13 protein-coding genes are annotated in these 15,528 nt (G+C 70.5%); 5 read left to right on the top strand and 8 right to left on the bottom strand.

Features of this window, described 5'->3' with window-relative positions; genetic code table 11:
- Positions 1-492: 492 nt before the first annotated feature.
- Together ADK57_RS16785 and ADK57_RS16780 are read right to left on the bottom strand one after the other, a co-directional pair.
- Entirely contained in the window at positions 493-1,782 is a 1,290-nt protein-coding gene (locus ADK57_RS16785; RefSeq protein WP_053750268.1) for a citrate synthase, read from the bottom strand.
- A gap of 212 nt (positions 1,783-1,994) precedes the next feature.
- Entirely contained in the window at positions 1,995-4,238 is a 2,244-nt protein-coding gene (locus ADK57_RS16780; protein ID WP_053750386.1) for an ATP-dependent RecD-like DNA helicase, read from the bottom strand.
- 246 nt (positions 4,239-4,484) lie between these two features.
- Here ADK57_RS16780 and ADK57_RS16775 point away from each other — a divergent pair, with 246 nt between their 5' ends.
- The 5 genes from ADK57_RS16775 (at position 4,485) to rbsD (ending at position 10,369) form a co-directional block, all read left to right on the top strand.
- Positions 4,485-5,561, top strand: coding sequence for a LacI family DNA-binding transcriptional regulator (locus ADK57_RS16775; RefSeq protein WP_053750267.1), 1,077 nt, complete (start codon positions 4,485-4,487; stop codon positions 5,559-5,561).
- The gene (locus ADK57_RS16770; protein WP_053750266.1) at positions 5,558-7,078 is read left to right on the top strand and encodes a sugar ABC transporter ATP-binding protein; all 1,521 of its coding nucleotides are present in this window, start codon (positions 5,558-5,560) and stop codon (positions 7,076-7,078) included. Before ADK57_RS16775 ends, ADK57_RS16770 begins: the two co-directional genes overlap by 4 nt.
- Positions 7,068-9,014 (top strand): substrate-binding domain-containing protein, encoded by a 1,947-nt coding sequence (locus tag ADK57_RS16765; RefSeq protein WP_053750385.1) that lies wholly within the window; start codon positions 7,068-7,070, stop codon positions 9,012-9,014. The genes ADK57_RS16770 and ADK57_RS16765 overlap by 11 nt, the downstream gene beginning before the upstream one ends.
- A gap of 66 nt (positions 9,015-9,080) precedes the next feature.
- The gene (locus ADK57_RS16760) at positions 9,081-9,983 is read left to right on the top strand and encodes a ribokinase (RefSeq protein ID WP_053750265.1); all 903 of its coding nucleotides are present in this window, start codon (positions 9,081-9,083) and stop codon (positions 9,981-9,983) included.
- Positions 9,980-10,369: a D-ribose pyranase gene (gene rbsD, locus ADK57_RS16755; RefSeq protein ID WP_053750264.1), complete on the top strand. Its 390-nt coding sequence runs from the start codon at positions 9,980-9,982 to the stop codon at positions 10,367-10,369. Before ADK57_RS16760 ends, rbsD begins: the two co-directional genes overlap by 4 nt.
- A gap of 13 nt (positions 10,370-10,382) precedes the next feature.
- On the opposite strand, the gene ADK57_RS49945 is transcribed toward rbsD, so the two are convergent.
- From ADK57_RS49945 to ADK57_RS16725, 6 genes are all read right to left on the bottom strand, one after another.
- On the bottom strand, positions 10,383-11,243 hold the full coding sequence (locus ADK57_RS49945; protein ID WP_053750384.1) for a hypothetical protein: 861 nt from the start codon (positions 11,241-11,243) through the stop codon (positions 10,383-10,385).
- Positions 11,244-11,320: 77 nt separating this feature from the next.
- Entirely contained in the window at positions 11,321-11,737 is a 417-nt protein-coding gene (locus ADK57_RS16745) for a hypothetical protein (protein WP_053750263.1), read from the bottom strand.
- A 196-nt stretch (positions 11,738-11,933) separates the two neighbouring features.
- On the bottom strand, positions 11,934-12,980 hold the full coding sequence (locus ADK57_RS16740) for an ArsR/SmtB family transcription factor (protein WP_053750383.1): 1,047 nt from the start codon (positions 12,978-12,980) through the stop codon (positions 11,934-11,936).
- A 345-nt stretch (positions 12,981-13,325) separates the two neighbouring features.
- Entirely contained in the window at positions 13,326-14,138 is an 813-nt protein-coding gene (locus ADK57_RS16735) for an MOSC domain-containing protein (protein ID WP_053750262.1), read from the bottom strand.
- On the bottom strand, positions 14,138-14,692 hold the full coding sequence (locus tag ADK57_RS16730) for a hypothetical protein (protein ID WP_234390225.1): 555 nt from the start codon (positions 14,690-14,692) through the stop codon (positions 14,138-14,140). The genes ADK57_RS16735 and ADK57_RS16730 overlap by 1 nt, the downstream gene beginning before the upstream one ends.
- A gap of 4 nt (positions 14,693-14,696) precedes the next feature.
- On the bottom strand, positions 14,697-15,497 hold the full coding sequence (locus tag ADK57_RS16725; RefSeq protein WP_053750381.1) for a sugar phosphate isomerase/epimerase family protein: 801 nt from the start codon (positions 15,495-15,497) through the stop codon (positions 14,697-14,699).
- Positions 15,498-15,528 lie beyond the last annotated feature (31 nt).

The following is a 15,528-nucleotide window of genomic DNA, read 5'->3' as shown; positions in this document are numbered from 1 at the left end:
TGATGTGAACGTAACCATCGAAGGGGTTCGAAGGTCTAAGTTGACGATGTCAGCAAGCGTCTTGGGGGGCGCGAACTGGCATCTGAGGATGTCTTGGGGGACTTCCTCAGAGATGCGTTGCCGGGGCACGCACACCGGGGAGCTTTGAGCGGCCCTCCCGTCCGTGCGCTGTCCCGGCAGATCGCACACAGCAGTAGTACGACGAGTTCTGCTCGTTTTGCTCAACAGCGAATTCAGGCGCTGGTTTCTCACAGACGCCCGGCCGGATCCCGTGGGGGGAATCCGCACCGGGACATGGGAAGGCGCCCTGTACGCCGGCCCGTGGGGGGACCGGCGGCAGGGCGCCTTCCGTCTTTTCAGCCGTGTCGCTGTGACGTCGTGACGTCGTTTCGCCGTGACGCCGTGACGTCGTGACGTCGTTTCGCCGTGACGCCGTCAACAAGACGAAGGCCCCGCACCCGGACGACGGGTACGAGGCCTCGGGGGAACGACTCAGCGCTCCTCGACCGGGATGAAGTCTCGCTCGACGACACCCGTGTAGATCTGGCGCGGGCGGCCGATGCGGGAGCCCGGCTCCTTGATCATCTCGTGCCACTGGGCGATCCAGCCCGGGAGGCGGCCGAGGGCGAACAGGACCGTGAACATCTCGGTCGGGAAGCCCATGGCGCGGTAGATCAGGCCGGTGTAGAAGTCGACGTTCGGGTAGAGGTTGCGCGAGACGAAGTAGTCGTCGGAGAGCGCGTGCTCTTCCAGCTTGAGCGCGATGTCCAGCAGCTCGTCGGACTTGCCGAGGGCGGACAGCACGTCGTGCGCGGCGGCCTTGATGATCTTCGCGCGCGGGTCGAAGGACTTGTACACCCGGTGGCCGAAGCCCATCAGGCGGACGCCCTCCTCCTTGTTCTTCACCTTGCGGATGAAGGAGTCGACATCGCCGCCGCCTGCCTGGATGCCTTCCAGCATCTCCAGGACGGACTGGTTGGCGCCGCCGTGCAGCGGGCCCCACAGGGCGTTGATGCCGGCCGAGATCGACGCGAACATGTTCGCCTGCGAGGAGCCGACCAGGCGGACCGTGGACGTCGAACAGTTCTGCTCGTGGTCCGCGTGCAGGATCAGCAGCTTGTCGAGCGCGGAGACGACGACCGGGTCAAGGTCGTACTCCTGCGCCGGGACCGAGAAGGTCATGCGCAGGAAGTTCTCGACGTAGCCGAGGTCGTTGCGCGGGTAGACGAAGGGGTGGCCGATCGACTTCTTGTACGCGTACGCCGCGATCGTCGGAAGCTTGGCGAGCAGCCGGATCGTGGAGAGGTTGCGCTGCTTCTCGTCGAACGGGTTGTGGCTGTCCTGATAGAACGTCGACAGCGCGGAGACGACCGACGACAGCATGGCCATCGGGTGGGCGTCGCGCGGGAAGCCGCGGTAGAAGTTCTTGACGTCCTCGTGCAGCAGGGTGTGCTGCGTGATGTCGTTCCTGAAGACGGTGAGCTCGTCGACGGTGGGCAGCTCGCCGTTGATCAGCAGGTAGGCGACCTCCAGGAAGGTGGAGCGCTCGGCCAGCTGCTCGATCGGGTAGCCGCGGTACCGGAGGATGCCCTGCTCACCGTCGAGGTAGGTGACGGCGGATTTATAGGCGGCGGTGTTCCCGTAGCCGCTGTCCAGAGTCACCAGACCGGTCTGGGCGCGGAGCTTCCCGATGTCGAAGCCCTTGTCGCCGACGGTGCTGTCGATCACCGGGTAGGTGTACTCGCCGTCGCCGTACCGCAGTACTACAGAGTTGTCGCTCACGTCATCCCTCACCGACGTTGTGCCTCTTCTTCGAGGTTGCCCTGACTGTCTCTACCATCCCCCATTTGGCGCAGGAGAGTGCACTCGGGGTCGACCATTGGGCTTATCGGCGGCACTGAGTGCCGCCAACTCGCTCATCCTGCCCCTCTTCAACCCGCTTCCGGAAGAGCTCTGTGACCCACATGACTCATTTGATCGATCATTTTTTGCGGTCACAGTCCCGAGAGCCGGAAGCCGAGTGCCGTGCAGCGGCGTCCCGCGGACACCGTGCGCACCGCCTGACCGATGGCTTTGCGTGAACCGACGAGGACGACCAGCTTCTTCGCGCGGGTGACCGCCGTGTACAGCAGGTTCCGCTGGAGCATCATCCAGGCGCTGGTGGTGACCGGGACCACCACGGCCGGATACTCACTCCCCTGCGACCGGTGGATGGTCACCGCGTACGCGTGGGCCAGTTCGTCCAGTTCGTCGAATTCGTACGGCACCTCCTCGTCCTCGTCCGTCAGCACCGTGAGGCGCTGGTCGACCGGGTCGAGCGAGGTGACCACGCCCACGGTGCCGTTGAAGACACCGTTGGTGCCCTTCTCGTAATTGTTGCGAATCTGGGTGACCTTGTCGCCGACCCGGAAGACCCTGCCGCCGAACCTCTTCTCGGGCAGCTCGGGGCGCCCGGGGGTGATGGCCTGCTGGAGCAGGCCGTTGAGGTTGCCCGCGCCGGCGGGTCCCCGGTGCATGGGCGCGAGCACCTGGACGTCCCGGCGCGGGTCGAGCCCGAACTTGGCCGGAATCCGCCGCGCCGCCACGTCCACGGTGAGCCGGCCGACCTCCTCCGTGTCGTCCTCGACGAAGAGGAAGAAGTCCTTCATGCCGTCGGTGACGGGGTGCTGCCCGGAGTTGATCCGGTGCGCGTTCGTCACCACTCCGGACTGCTGGGCCTGCCGGAACACGCGCGTGAGGCGCACGGCCGGGATCGGGCCGCCCTCGGCAAGCAGGTCGCGGAGGACCTCGCCGGCGCCGACGCTGGGGAGCTGGTCGACGTCTCCGACGAACAGGAGGTGTCCCCCCGGGGGCACCGCCTTCACCAGCTTGTTCGCGAGCAGCAGGTCCAGCATCGACGCCTCGTCGACCACCACCAGATCGGCGTCCAGCGGGCGGTCCTTGTCGTAGGCCGCGTCGCCGCCTGGCTTCAGCTCCAGCAGGCGGTGGACGGTGGAGGCGTCGGCGCCGGTGAGCTCGGCCAGGCGCTTGGCGGCGCGGCCGGTGGGGGCGGCGAGGACGACCTTGGCCTTCTTGGCGCGGGCCAGCTCCACGATCGAGCGGACCGTGAAGGACTTGCCGCAGCCGGGGCCGCCGGTGAGGACGGCGACCTTCTTGGTGAGCGCGAGCCGGACGGCGGCCTCCTGTTCGGGGGCGAGATCGGTGCCGGTGCGCGAGGCGAGCCAGCCCAGCGCCTTGTCCCAGGCCACGTCCTGGAAGCCGGGCATCCGGTCCTGGTCGGTGCGCAGGAGACGCAACAGCTGGGCGGCGAGGGAGAGTTCGGCCCGGTGGAAGGGGACGAGGTAGACGGCGGTGACGGGGGCGCCGTCCGGGCCGGGCACCTTCTCCCGTACGACACCGGGGTCCTCGCCCTCCTCCGGGGGCGCCGCGAGCTCGGCGAGGCACTCGATGACCAGGCCGGTGTCGACCTGGAGGAGCTTGACCGCGTCGGCGATCAGCTGTTCCTCGGGGAGATAGCAGTGGCCCTGGTCGGTGGACTGCGAAAGGGCGTACTGCAGGCCCGCCTTGACGCGCTCCGGGCTGTCGTGCGGGATGCCGACGGACTGGGCGATCCGGTCGGCGGTGAGGAAGCCGATGCCCCAGACGTCGGTGGCCAGCCGGTAGGGCTGGTTCTTCACGACGGAGATGGAGGCGTCGCCGTACTTCTTGTAGATGCGGACCGCGATCGACGTGGACACCTCGACGGTCTGGAGGAAGAGCATGACCTCCTTGATCGCCTTCTGCTCCTCCCAGGCGTCTGCGATCTTCTTGGTGCGCTTGGGGCCCAGGCCCGGGACCTCGATGAGCCGCTTCGGCTCCTCCTCGATGATCTGCAGGGTGTCCGTGCCGAAGTGCTGGGTGATCCGGTCGGCGAAGACCGGTCCGATGCCTTTGACCAGCCCTGAGCCGAGGTAGCGGCGGATGCCCTGGACCGTGGCCGGGAGCACGGTCGTGTAGTTCTCGACCGTGAACTGCTTGCCGTACTGCGGGTGGGAGCCCCAACGCCCTTCCATCCGCAGGGACTCGCCGACCTGGGCGCCGAGCAGTGCGCCGACGACCGTCAGGAGGTCGCCGCCGCCTCGGCCGGTGTCGACACGGGCGACCGTGTAGCCGTTCTCCTCGTTGGCGTACGTGATCCGCTCCAGTACGCCTTCGAGCACGGCCAGTCGCCGCTCCCCGCTCCCCGTTTCCTGAGCCATGATCCGACGGTACCGCCCGGAACCGACAGCGAACTCGCAGTCCTCCAGGGCCACCGGGACGCGGCCGGGGCCCCTGGTACGCCCGACCGGACCGCACCGGAGCGCCCCATGACATCACGATCCGGTCTCGGGGTCTTGCGCCGTTGCGTGTAATCGATTCCAATCCTCTCTGCGCAGTGGATGTAATCGATTCCATGAGTTCCACGAGTTCCACAAGCACGAGTTCCACAAGGAGGTGGAGCGGCGATGGCGAGCATCAAGGACGTCGCTGCCGAGGCGGGCGTTTCCGTCGCCACGGTCTCGCGTGTCCTGAACGACCATCCGTCGGTCAGCGCGGACGCACGCGCACGCGTGCTGGCCGCCGTCGAGGTGCTGGGCTACCGGCCGAACGCCGTCGCCCGGTCGCTGCGCACCGACCAGACCCACACCCTCGGCCTGGTCATCAGCGACGTGATGAACCCGTACTTCACCGAGCTGGCCCGCTCCGTCGAGGAGGAGGCCCGCGCGCTGGGCTACAGCGTCATCATCGGGAACGCCGACGAGCGGCCGGACCTCCAGGACCACCATGTACGGAACCTGCTGGACCGCCGTATCGACGGCCTCCTCGTCTCCCCGACCGACGGCGGCTCCCCGCTGATGCTGGACGCCGCGCGCGCGGGGACGCCGATGGTCTTCGTGGACCGGTGGATCCCGGGCGTGGACGTGCCGGTCGTCCGGGCTGACGGGCTGGAGGCCGTGCGGGACCTCGTCGCCCATCTGCACGGCCTCGGTCACCGACGGCTCGCGATCATCGCGGGGCCGGCGGCGACCACGACCGGTCAGGAGCGTGTGGCGGCCTTCAGGGAGGCGCTGCACGCGTACGGTCTCGATCTTCCGGACGTCTACACGGGCCAGGGCGACTTCCAGGCCGACAGCGGGCGGCGGGTCACCGAGGGCTTCCTCGACCTGCCCGAGCCGCCCGAGGTCGTCTTCGCCACGGACAACCTGATGGCCCTGGGTGCGCTGGACGCGATCCGCGCGCGCGGGCTGCGGGTTCCCGAGGACATCGCGCTGGCCGCGTTCGACGACATCCGCTGGTTCGTGCACACCGATCCGCCGATCACCGCGATCGCCCAGCCCACGGGCGAGTTGGGGCGGGCCGCCGTGCGCGCGCTCGTCGACCGCATCGAGGGGCGGCCTCCCGAGTCCGTCACCCTCCCCGCCCGTCTCGTCGTACGCCGCTCGTGCGGCGAACCGGCCTCCTCAGAGCCGTCGGCTCCCCCAGAGCCGCCCCCCGCACAGTCCCCCGCTGTGCGGTCCCCCGTAAGAAGGAGCCAGTCGTGAGCAACCCGGACGAGTTGCTGCGCATCGAGGGCATACGGAAGACCTTCCCCGGCGTGGTCGCGCTCGACGGCGTCGACTTCGACCTGCGCCGGGGCGAGGTGCACGTGCTCCTCGGTGAGAACGGCGCGGGCAAGAGCACCCTCATCAAGATGCTCTCCGGCGCCTACACGCCCGATGGCGGGCGGATCCTGGCCGGCGGCGAGGAGGTGCGCATCCACGGTGCGCAGGACTCCGAGCGCCTCGGGATCGCCACCATCTACCAGGAGTTCAACCTCGTTCCCGACCTGACGGTCGCCGAGAACATCTTCCTGGGGCGGCAGCCGCGCCGCCTGGGGATGATCGACCGGAAGAGGATGGAGGCGGACGCCGCCGTTCTGCTGGAGCGGGTCGGCGTGAACGTGTCCCCACGCGCGCGGGTGCGTGAACTCGGTATCGCGCGCCTCCAGATGGTCGAGATCGCGAAGGCGCTCAGCCTGAACGCGCGCGTGCTGATCATGGACGAGCCGACCGCCGTACTCACCTCCGAGGAGGTCGAGAAGCTCTTCTCCATCGTGCGCAAACTGCGCGAGGACGGCGTCGGGATCGTCTTCATCACGCACCACCTGGAGGAGATCGCCGCCCTGGGAGACCGGGTGACGGTCATCCGCGACGGCAGGAGCGTGGGGCAGGTCCCCGCCGACACGCCCGAGGACGAACTCGTACGCCTGATGGTGGGGCGGTCGATCGAGCAGCAGTACCCGCGCGAACGGGCCGACACCGGGAGCGCGTTGCTCACCGTCGAGGGGCTGACCCGGGACGGTGTCTTCCACGACGTCACCTTCGAGGTGCACGCCGGGGAGGTCGTCGGTGTCGCGGGGCTGGTCGGCGCGGGTCGTACGGAGGTCGTGCGGGCCGTGTTCGGGGCGGACCCGTACGACAAGGGCGCCGTGAAGGTCTCCGGTGCCCCGGTCCCCAAGGACGACGTCAACGCGGCGATGACCGCCGGTATCGGCCTGATCCCCGAGGACCGCAAGGGCCAGGGGCTGGTGCTGGACGCGTCCGTCGAGGAGAACCTCGGGCTGGTGACCATGCGGTCGGCGACCCGTGCCGGGCTCGTCGACCTCAAGGGGCAGCGCGAGTCGGCCGCGCGGATCGCCGAGCAGCTCGGCGTGCGGATGGCCGGGCTCGGCCAGCACGTCAGGACGCTGTCCGGCGGCAACCAGCAGAAGGTCGTCATCGGCAAATGGCTCCTTGCGGACACCAAGGTGCTGATCCTCGACGAGCCGACGCGCGGTATCGACGTCGGCGCCAAGGTGGAGATCTACCAGCTGATCAACGAACTGACGGCCGCCGGTGCCGCCGTCCTGATGATCTCCAGCGATCTGCCCGAAGTCCTGGGCATGAGCGACCGCGTCCTGGTGATGGCCCAGGGCCGGATCGCGGGCGAACTCTCCGCGGACGAGGCCACCCAGGACGCCGTGATGGCACTCGCCGTAAGCACACCTACCAATGAACCGGAGGCCGGCCGTGGCCGCTGACACGCTCAAGAGCGGGGCGGGCGCCGGTGGCGCCGCGGCGGTCCGCCGTCTGCTCCTCGACAACGGCGCGCTCAGCGCGCTGATCGTCCTCGTCGTCGCCATGTCGGCGCTGTCGGGCGACTTCCTGACCACCGACAACCTCCTGAACGTGGGCGTCCAGGCGGCCGTGACCGCCATCCTCGCCTTCGGCGTCACCTTCGTGATCGTCTCGGCGGGCATCGACCTGTCGGTCGGCTCGGTGGCGGCGCTGTCGGCCACCGTCCTTGCCTGGAGCGCGACTTCACACGGTGTTCCGGTCGTCGTGGCGGTCGTCCTCGCGATCGCCACCGGTATCGCGGCCGGCCTGGTCAACGGCTTCCTCGTCGCTTACGGCAAGCTGCCGCCGTTCATCGCGACGCTGGCCATGCTGTCGGTGGCCCGCGGTCTGTCGCTGGTGATCTCCGAGGGCTCGCCGATAGCCTTCCCCGACTCGGTCTCCCACCTCGGTGACACCCTCGGCGGCTGGTTGCCGGTGCCGGTCCTCGTGATGATCGTGATGGGGCTGATCGCCGCCTTCGTGCTCGGCCGGACGTACATCGGCCGCTCCATGTACGCGATCGGCGGCAACGAGGAGGCCGCACGGCTGTCCGGCCTGCGGGTGAAGAAGCAGAAGCTCGCCATCTACGCCCTGTCCGGCGTCTTCGCCGCCGCCGCGGGCATCGTGCTCGCCTCCCGGTTGTCCTCCGCGCAGCCGCAGGCCGCCGACGGCTACGAGCTGGACGCGATCGCCGCGGTCGTCATCGGCGGCGCCTCGCTCGCGGGCGGTACCGGCAAGGCGTCCGGCACGCTGATCGGCGCGCTGATCCTGGCGGTGCTGAGGAACGGTCTCAACCTCCTTTCGGTGTCCGCCTTCTGGCAGCAGGTCGTCATCGGTGTCGTCATCGCGCTGGCGGTGCTGCTCGACACCCTGCGCCGCAAGGCCGGGGCGACCCCGGTGGCGGGCGCGTCCGGCGGGGGCAGGGGCAAGCAGGCGACGACGTACGCGCTGGCCGCGGTGGTCACCGTGGCGATCGTCGGCGCGACCTCGTTCCTGCACGGCGGCTCCTCCTCGTCCTCGACGCCGAAGGTCGGTCTGTCCCTGTCCACCCTCAACAACCCCTTCTTCGTGCAGATCCGGGCGGGCGCCCAGGCCGAGGCGAAGAAGCAGGGCGTGGACCTCACCGTCACGGACGCGCAGAACGACGCCTCCCAGCAGGCCAACCAGCTGCAGAACTTCACCAGTTCGAGCTTCGACGCGATCATCGTCAACCCCGTGGACTCGGACGCGGCGGGCCCCTCGGTACGGGCCGCCGACAAGGCGAAGATCCCCGTGATCGCCGTCGACCGGGGCGTCAACAAGGCCACGACGGACGCGCTGGTCGCCTCCGACAACGTCGCGGGCGGCGAACTCGCCGCGAAGACGGTCGCCGAGAAGCTGGGCGGCAAGGGCAAGATCGTGATCCTGCAGGGCCAGGCCGGCACCTCCGCCGCCCGGGAGCGCGCCGAGGGCTTCGCGAACGGTCTCAAGGCCTACCCGGGCATCCAGGTCGTGGCCCAGCAGCCGGCCGACTTCGACCGCACCAAGGGCCTCGACGTGATGTCGAACCTGCTCCAGGCACACCCGGACGTCCAGGGCGTCATCGCCGCCAACGACGAGATGGCCCTCGGCGCGATCAAGGCGCTGGGCTCCAAGGCCGGCAAGTCCGTCCAGGTCGTCGGCTTCGACGGCACGCCGGACGGCCTGAAGGCGGTCGAGGCGGGCACGCTGTACGCGTCCGTGGCGCAGCAGCCGACCCAGCTGGGCAGGATTGCCGTGGACAACGCGCTGAAGGCACTCGAGGGCAAGAAGGTCGAGGAGACGGTGAAGGTGCCGGTGAAGGTGGTCACGCAGGAGAACGTGGCCGGGTTCAGCGGCTGACATCGGCGAGCGGGCGGGCGGTCACGAGGCCGCCCGCCCCGAGTCACTCACTAGGGGAGTCCATTCATGTACGACTACGACCTACTGGTCGTAGGGTCGGCCAACGCCGACCTGGTGATCGGCGTCGAACGACGGCCCGGGCCCGGAGAGACGGTCCTCGGCACCGACCTGACCGTCCACCCGGGCGGCAAGGGCGCGAACCAGGCGGTCGCCGCCGCCCGCCTCGGCGCCCGTACGGCCCTGCTGGCCCGGGTCGGCGACGACGCGCACGGCCGGCTGCTGCTCGACTCCCAGCGGGCGGCCGGTGTCGACACGGTGGGCGTCGTGGTGGGTGGTGCGCCGACCGGCGTCGCGCTGATCACCGTGGACCCGTCGGGCGACAACAGCATCGTGGTCTCACCGGGCGCGAACGGCCGGCTGACCCCGGGGGACGTGCGAGCGGCGGCCGGCCTCTTCCAGGCCTCCCGTGTGGTGTCCACGCAGCTGGAGATCCCGCTGGAGACGGTCGTGGAGGTCGTTCGCCATCTCGCGCCGGACAGCCGCTTCGTCCTGAACCCGTCACCGCCGCGTCCGCTCCCCCCGGAGCTGCTGGCGGCCTGCGACCCGCTGATCGTCAACGAGCACGAGGCGAAGGTGATCCTCGGGGACGCCCGTGCCGGCGAGCGGCCCGAGGACTGGGCGCGGGTCCTGCTCGCGAAGGGGCCGCGGTCGGTGGTGGTGACGCTGGGCGCGGAGGGTGCGCTGGTGGCGTCCGCGGAGGGCGTGGCCCGTGTCCCGTCCGTGAAGGTGGCCGCCGTGGACACGACCGGAGCGGGCGATGCCTTTACCGCGGCGCTGGCGTATCGGCTGGGCGCCGGTGCGTCGCTTGCGGAGGCGGCCGCTTACGCGTCCCGGGTCGGGGCGTCTGCGGTGACGAAGCGAGGCGCGCAGGAGTCGTTCCCGACGGCGGCGGAGGTCGAGGCCCTGTGAAGAAGGCCGGCATCCTCAACCGCCATCTCTCCGGCGCGCTGGCCGAGCTGGGCCACGGGGACGGCGTGCTGGTGTGCGACGCCGGCATGCCCATACCCGGCGGGCCGCGGGTCGTCGACCTCGCCTTCCGCGCCGGGGTGCCGTCCTTCGCCGAGGTGCTGGAGGGGCTGCTGGCCGAGCTGGTGGTCGAGGGCGCGACCGCGGCGACCGAGGTACGGGAGGCCAATCCGGCGGCTTCGGTGCTGCTGGACGGGCACTTTCCCGACCTCGCCCTGGTCCCGCACGAGAAGCTCAAGGAGCTGTCTGGGGGCGCGCGTCTGGTCGTACGGACCGGGGAGGCGCGGCCGTATGCGAACGTGCTGCTGCGGTGCGGGGTGTTCTTCTAGGGCGCGGGAAAGACTAGGGCGCGGGAAAGATGAGCGGGACGCCGTACTCCTTCTCGGCGCGGTGGAGTGCCGGGACCAGGGTCTTGCGCAACTCCCGGATCTCGTCGGCGTGCTCGGTCAGGAAGCGGGCGCGCAGGCGCAGCCGGGCCGGTTCGCGGACGGCTTCGACGGGGCGCATGCAGAGGGCGTACGTGCGGCCCAACTCGCGTGCCGTGCCGGGGAGATCGGCGGGGGCGGCGGTCTGTTGGCGGACGTCGGCCACGGACATGAAGCTCTGCTCGTCGCGAGCCGGGATGCCCTGCCCGGCCAGACAGTCCGGCAGGCCGCGCCGGGCCCGCAGCACGGCGGGATCGCTGCGCAGGGAGACGACTTCACCGATCCACTGCTGCTGGAGCGGGACATAGATGTCGCGCAGTGCGTCGGCGGCCGTCGTACCTGCAGCGCGGCAGCGGCTCACCGCCGCCGCGCTGCCGGCACGGGCCGTGCCGGAGGGGGTCGCGTCGGTGGGGACCTCGGCGCTGGCGCTCAGTCCGTGCCGGGCGATGAAGTCCAGGTCGGGGAGTTCGAAGAACCGGATGAACGCGAGCGGCACCTCCTCGGGGAGCCCGATTCCGCTCTCGTGTGCACAGGCGAGGGTCGCGGCTCGCGCCACCTGCCGGCCGAACACGTCCAGGCCCTGCGTCCACCGCGTCTCGGCACCCGTGGCCGGCAGGACCATGCGCACGGGGTCGTCCGGCAGGGCACGGCCGAGGCGGGCGGGGGCCACGAGCGCGGCCGAGGTCTCGGGCGACCGGCCGTGGTCGGCGGAGCACGCGGTGGCGAGCAGGGCGGCGGTCGCGACCGCCATGCGCACCAGGAACGGGGCCCGGATCATCCGGATCACTCCTCTCCTCCCGGTCGCCGGGGGGTGCCGTCCGGGTCCGGACGGCACCCTCGCGGGCCGGGATCGGGTCAGTGGGTGATGCGGACGGTGTCGCCGCCGTTCGCGGCGCTCGCCACCGTGAACAGGGTGTTGTCGGAGACGTCGGTGCACAGCCAGAACTTGCTGTCGTTGACGCTGTGGCTGCCGTCGTAGGCCCAGACGTAGCCCGCGTCACAGGTGATCCAGCGGCTGCTGGAGCTGTGGTAGAGACGGCCGGCGTAGCCGTCGTAGCCGTACTGCGTCTTGTCGTCGGTGTAGGTGAGGTTGAGGTCGCCGCAGGTGCTGGTGGACGACTTCCTGACCTGGGTGCCCACACCCTCGTTCGATCCGGTCGTCAGCGTGCTCGTCACGCATGCGTCCGGCGCCGCGGACGCGGTGGGCGCGAGCACCAGACAGGTCGCTGCGGTGACGAGTGCGAACGCGCCGGAGGCGATGGCTCTCTTCATGGTTTCCCCCTTCTACGGTCGTCACGGGCGGGGCGGTCCGCCCGCCCGGGTGTGCTTTCGCCGGACACGCTCGCAGAGCCGGACGGACCCGGACCACGACCTTCGACGGTGCTCGAAAGGCCCGGGCCGGGAGCCGGAGGCCGTTGCTCCGGTGGTGCTCGTGAGACCGGCGGGGCTCAGGGGACGAGTCTGGGCCTCATGGGGACGGCTGCGACGCCGTGGCGCGTGACTGGATCTCGACGCGGGCCGCCGGTTCGGCGCGCGCGGCCGGTGACTTCTGCCCGAGCATCGCCGCGCCGAGGGGGGTGAGAGTGTGCAGCACGGTGTTGTGCCGACGGCTGCTGATGATCAGGCCCGCGTCGCGCAGCACGGTGGTGTGATGGGTGACGGTGGCGGGCGAGACGCCCAGGCAGCGGGCCAGTTCCGAGGTGGTCGCCCCGAGAACGAGCGCCCGTAGCGCGGCGGCGCGGGTGCGGCCCAGCAGGGCGGCGAGGGAGACGTCGGGGGGACACGCGGGGTCGGGGAGCCGGGTGCCGTGCACGGGATAGATCAGCACCGGTTGCAGGGCGTCGTCCGCCAGGGAGACCGGCGACTGCCAGCAGAAGTAGGAAGGGACCAGACGCAGCCCGCGGCCGCCGAGGTGCAGGTCGCGGTCCACGACGTAGTCGACGTGGAGGACCGGCGGCTGCCAGCGGATGGCGGACGACAGTCCGGCGAGCAGTCCGTCGATGCCGGTGTCGAGGTTCTCGCGGGCGAGCAGGGCGCGTTCGCCGGCGACGGAGGAACAGATGCGGTCGTGGTGAGGTGCGACGACGGCGTCGTGGTAGGCGCGCAGGACTTTGACGAGTTCCTCGCGGGTCGTACGTTCCACCAGCCGGGGAGCCCAGGACGGAGCGCCGCTGAGCCGGCCCAGCATCCGCACCTCGTGGGCGACCCGCTTCGGCGGGGTGTCGACGATCGCCGCGAAGCCCCGTTCCAGCCCGTCGGCGGCTTCGAGGGGCGTCAGGAAGTCGGGCAGGTAACGCGCCCGGGGCAGCACCGGGACGAGCAGCCGGCGCACCGCGTCCCCGAGCGCCGTGCCCGCGAGGGTGGCCCGGGTCTCTCGATACCAGTCGGCGTAGGCCCAGCGCCCTCGCGAGGTCTGCAGCCGGTGCAGGCTGCAGGTGATCTCCCAGAGCGGGTCGGGCGCGCTCGCGACCCGGACGCGGGCGAGGTCCTCGGGTGTGAAGTGGACACGCAGCACGAAACCCAACCCCGCCCCTGAAGCGACCGTGGTCCTGCTCAGGGAGCAGCGTGGGCCACGGCCGCCACACGGGCAATGCGCCGATTCAGCCACTCCACCGCGTCACAGCCGACGCACCGGTACCGGCCGGGAACGGCAACCACGGCAACCACGGCAACCACGAGACGGGGCCGGGCAAATTCGAGGGGGCCCAGTCCTTCGACCGGGCCCCCTCGGGTTTTCCCCTCCACATCAGAACCCCCGCAATCCCCCCGGATCCCCCTCCTAGAAGTCCTGATGCCATGTACGACACACCGGGTGCGAGAAGGGTTGTACGGCATTCCCGGATATTTTTCGGCGCGGCGCTCAGACCCGCACTGCGTCGCCCTCCCGCACCCACCCGCCCCGCACCACCTGCGCGTACACCCCGGCACACGGCTCCGGCTCGCGGCCCGGCAGGGCGTGGACGCGGTTGTGCCGGGCGGGGATGCGCAGGGCGTCGGGGTCGCGGGGCAGGTCGCCGTGGGCGAGGGTGGGGACCGCGCAGCGGGGAGTCGACGCGAGGACGCGGAGCGTGAGCCGGTCGCCGATCCGCAGCTCCCCGCCGGCCCAGTCGTGTTCCACGAAGCCCTCGTCGTCGCCGGTGTCGACGACCAGGTTGGGCCGGTAGCGGCACACCTCGACGGTCCCGCGCGGGCTCAGCGCGGCGATCCTCGCCAGAGTCGAGGTGGTGATCAGGTGGATCGGCGCGTAGTCGAAGAAGGTGCCGGGCGGGGACGCCGACCCGAACCGGACGACTTCGGCGTCCACCTGGGCGTCCACGCCCGCACGCAGGACTTCTTCCGGCCGGGACCGGTCGAGCGTAGCGTCCGACGGGGGTACGTCGGTCAGCGTGACCGCGCGGCCCACGATCTCCGAGAGGGCGCCGGGGCCGAGCACTTCGGTGCCGTTCGGTGCGGTGATTCGCACCCCGCCCTCGGTGAGCGTCGCGGTGCAGGTCGGCAGCGCCCGCCACAGTCGCGGGTTCTTGGCGCTCGCGATCTTTCCCGTCTCCCGGTCCAGCAGGGCCAGTCGACGGTCGCCCGCCAGGCCGCGCTCGGTCACCTCGGCCGCGGGAAGCCGCTCGCCCAGCATCGACTTCACCGGGTAGCGCCACAGTGCGGCCACCGATGCGCGCATCAGCTCGCCGCCTCGCCGGCCGAGGGCGGCGCGATCTTCCTGGCCCGTTTCACCGCGTCTCGCAGGCTGCGCTGTGTCCAGGGACGCCGAGGCGCCAGTTGAGCGACCACGCTCCCCAGCCAGACCCTGTCGCCGAGCAGGTGCAGCTCATCCGCGACACCCGTCTGGCGCAGCAGCTCCTCGAACAGCACGAGCTGGGCGCCGGGGTACCAGCGGGGATGGCGGTCGAAGCGAGCCACCCAGTCCTCGTACGGGTGGCGCAGCGTCATGTGCAGGTAGCCGCCGAACCGCCCCTTCCAGGGACCCGGCAGCCCACCGAGCATCCCCCACATGCTGTAAGAGCCTCTCGACGGGTACTTGCCGCCGAGGGTGAAGCCAATGCCGAGCATGATCCGGGGCCAGGGAATCACCTGCCCCTCGGAATCCCGCGCGTGCTGGTACAGCCCGTCCGCGCGGAACTCCACCCAATACCCGTCCGGCCGCCGGACGTCCCCCACCACCCAGCGGCCGTCGAACAGGTTGAGCGGCCCCAGCGAAGCGCTCGTGTCGGTCACACGCTCATTGGATCACGTGTTCCACGAACCGCGAAGCTGTCTCCGCCAGCACCTCCCGGCCGTCCCGCGCCCACAACTCGTCGTTGAACAGCTCGACTTCGATCGGCCCGGTGTATCCGGCCGCCTCCACGTAGCCCTTCCACTCCCGCATGTCGATCGAGCCGTCGCCGATCTGCCCGCGGCCGTTCAGGACGCCCTCCGGCAGCGGGGTGGTCCAGTCGGCGAGCTGGAAGGTGTGGATACGGCCGCCCGCGCCCGCCCGGGCGATCTGCGCCGGCGCCGTGTCGTCCCACCAGATGTGGTACGTGTCCACCGTGACACCGACCTGGTGGGCCGGGAAGCGTTCGGCGAGGTCGAGGGCCTGGGTGAGCGTCGAGACCACGCAGCGGTCGGCGGCGTACATGGGGTGCAGCGGCTCGATGGCCAGCTTCACACCGTGCTGCTCCGCGTACGGGCCCAGCTCGGCCAGCGCGTCGGCGATCCGTTCCCGGGCTCCGTGCAGGTCCTTGGAGCCGGCCGGCAGGCCACCGGAGACCAGGACCAGCACGTCGGTGCCGAGGGTGGCGGCCTCGTCGACCGCCCGGCGGTTGTCGGCCAGGGCCGCCGCGCGCTCGTCCGGGTCGATCGCGGTGAAGAAGCCGCCGCGGCAGAGGGTGGTGACGGCCAGACCCGCGTCGCGGATCAGTTTCGCCGTCGCCTCCACGCCGTACGACTGGACGGGCTCGCGCCAGAGGCCCACGCCCGGGACGCCCAACTCGAGGCAGCTGTCGACCAGTTCTGGCATCGACAGCTGCTTGACCGTCATCTGGTTGATGGAGAAGCGTTCGAGTCCGGTG

Origin of the sequence: Streptomyces sp. MMG1533 (assembly GCF_001279775.1) — a bacterium.
In the GTDB taxonomy this organism is placed as follows: domain Bacteria; phylum Actinomycetota; class Actinomycetes; order Streptomycetales; family Streptomycetaceae; genus Streptomyces.
This window is presented reverse-complemented; position numbering and strand designations above follow the sequence as displayed.

What these genes read in the sequence shown, in the direction of transcription:
- ADK57_RS16780 (WP_053750386.1), bottom strand. Translation starts at nt 4,238, where the DNA reads ATGGCTCAGGAAACGGGGAGCGGGGAGCGGCGACTGGCCGTGCTCGAA.
- ADK57_RS16775 (WP_053750267.1), top strand. Translation starts at nt 4,485, where the DNA reads ATGGCGAGCATCAAGGACGTCGCTGCCGAGGCGGGCGTTTCCGTCGCC.
- ADK57_RS16760 (WP_053750265.1), top strand. Translation starts at nt 9,081, where the DNA reads ATGTACGACTACGACCTACTGGTCGTAGGGTCGGCCAACGCCGACCTG.
- ADK57_RS49945 (WP_053750384.1), bottom strand. Translation starts at nt 11,243, where the DNA reads ATGATCCGGGCCCCGTTCCTGGTGCGCATGGCGGTCGCGACCGCCGCC.
- ADK57_RS16745 (WP_053750263.1), bottom strand. Translation starts at nt 11,737, where the DNA reads ATGAAGAGAGCCATCGCCTCCGGCGCGTTCGCACTCGTCACCGCAGCG.
- ADK57_RS16735 (WP_053750262.1), bottom strand. Translation starts at nt 14,138, where the DNA reads ATGCGCGCATCGGTGGCCGCACTGTGGCGCTACCCGGTGAAGTCGATG.
- ADK57_RS16725 (WP_053750381.1), bottom strand. Translation starts at nt 15,497, where the DNA reads ATGACGGTCAAGCAGCTGTCGATGCCAGAACTGGTCGACAGCTGCCTC.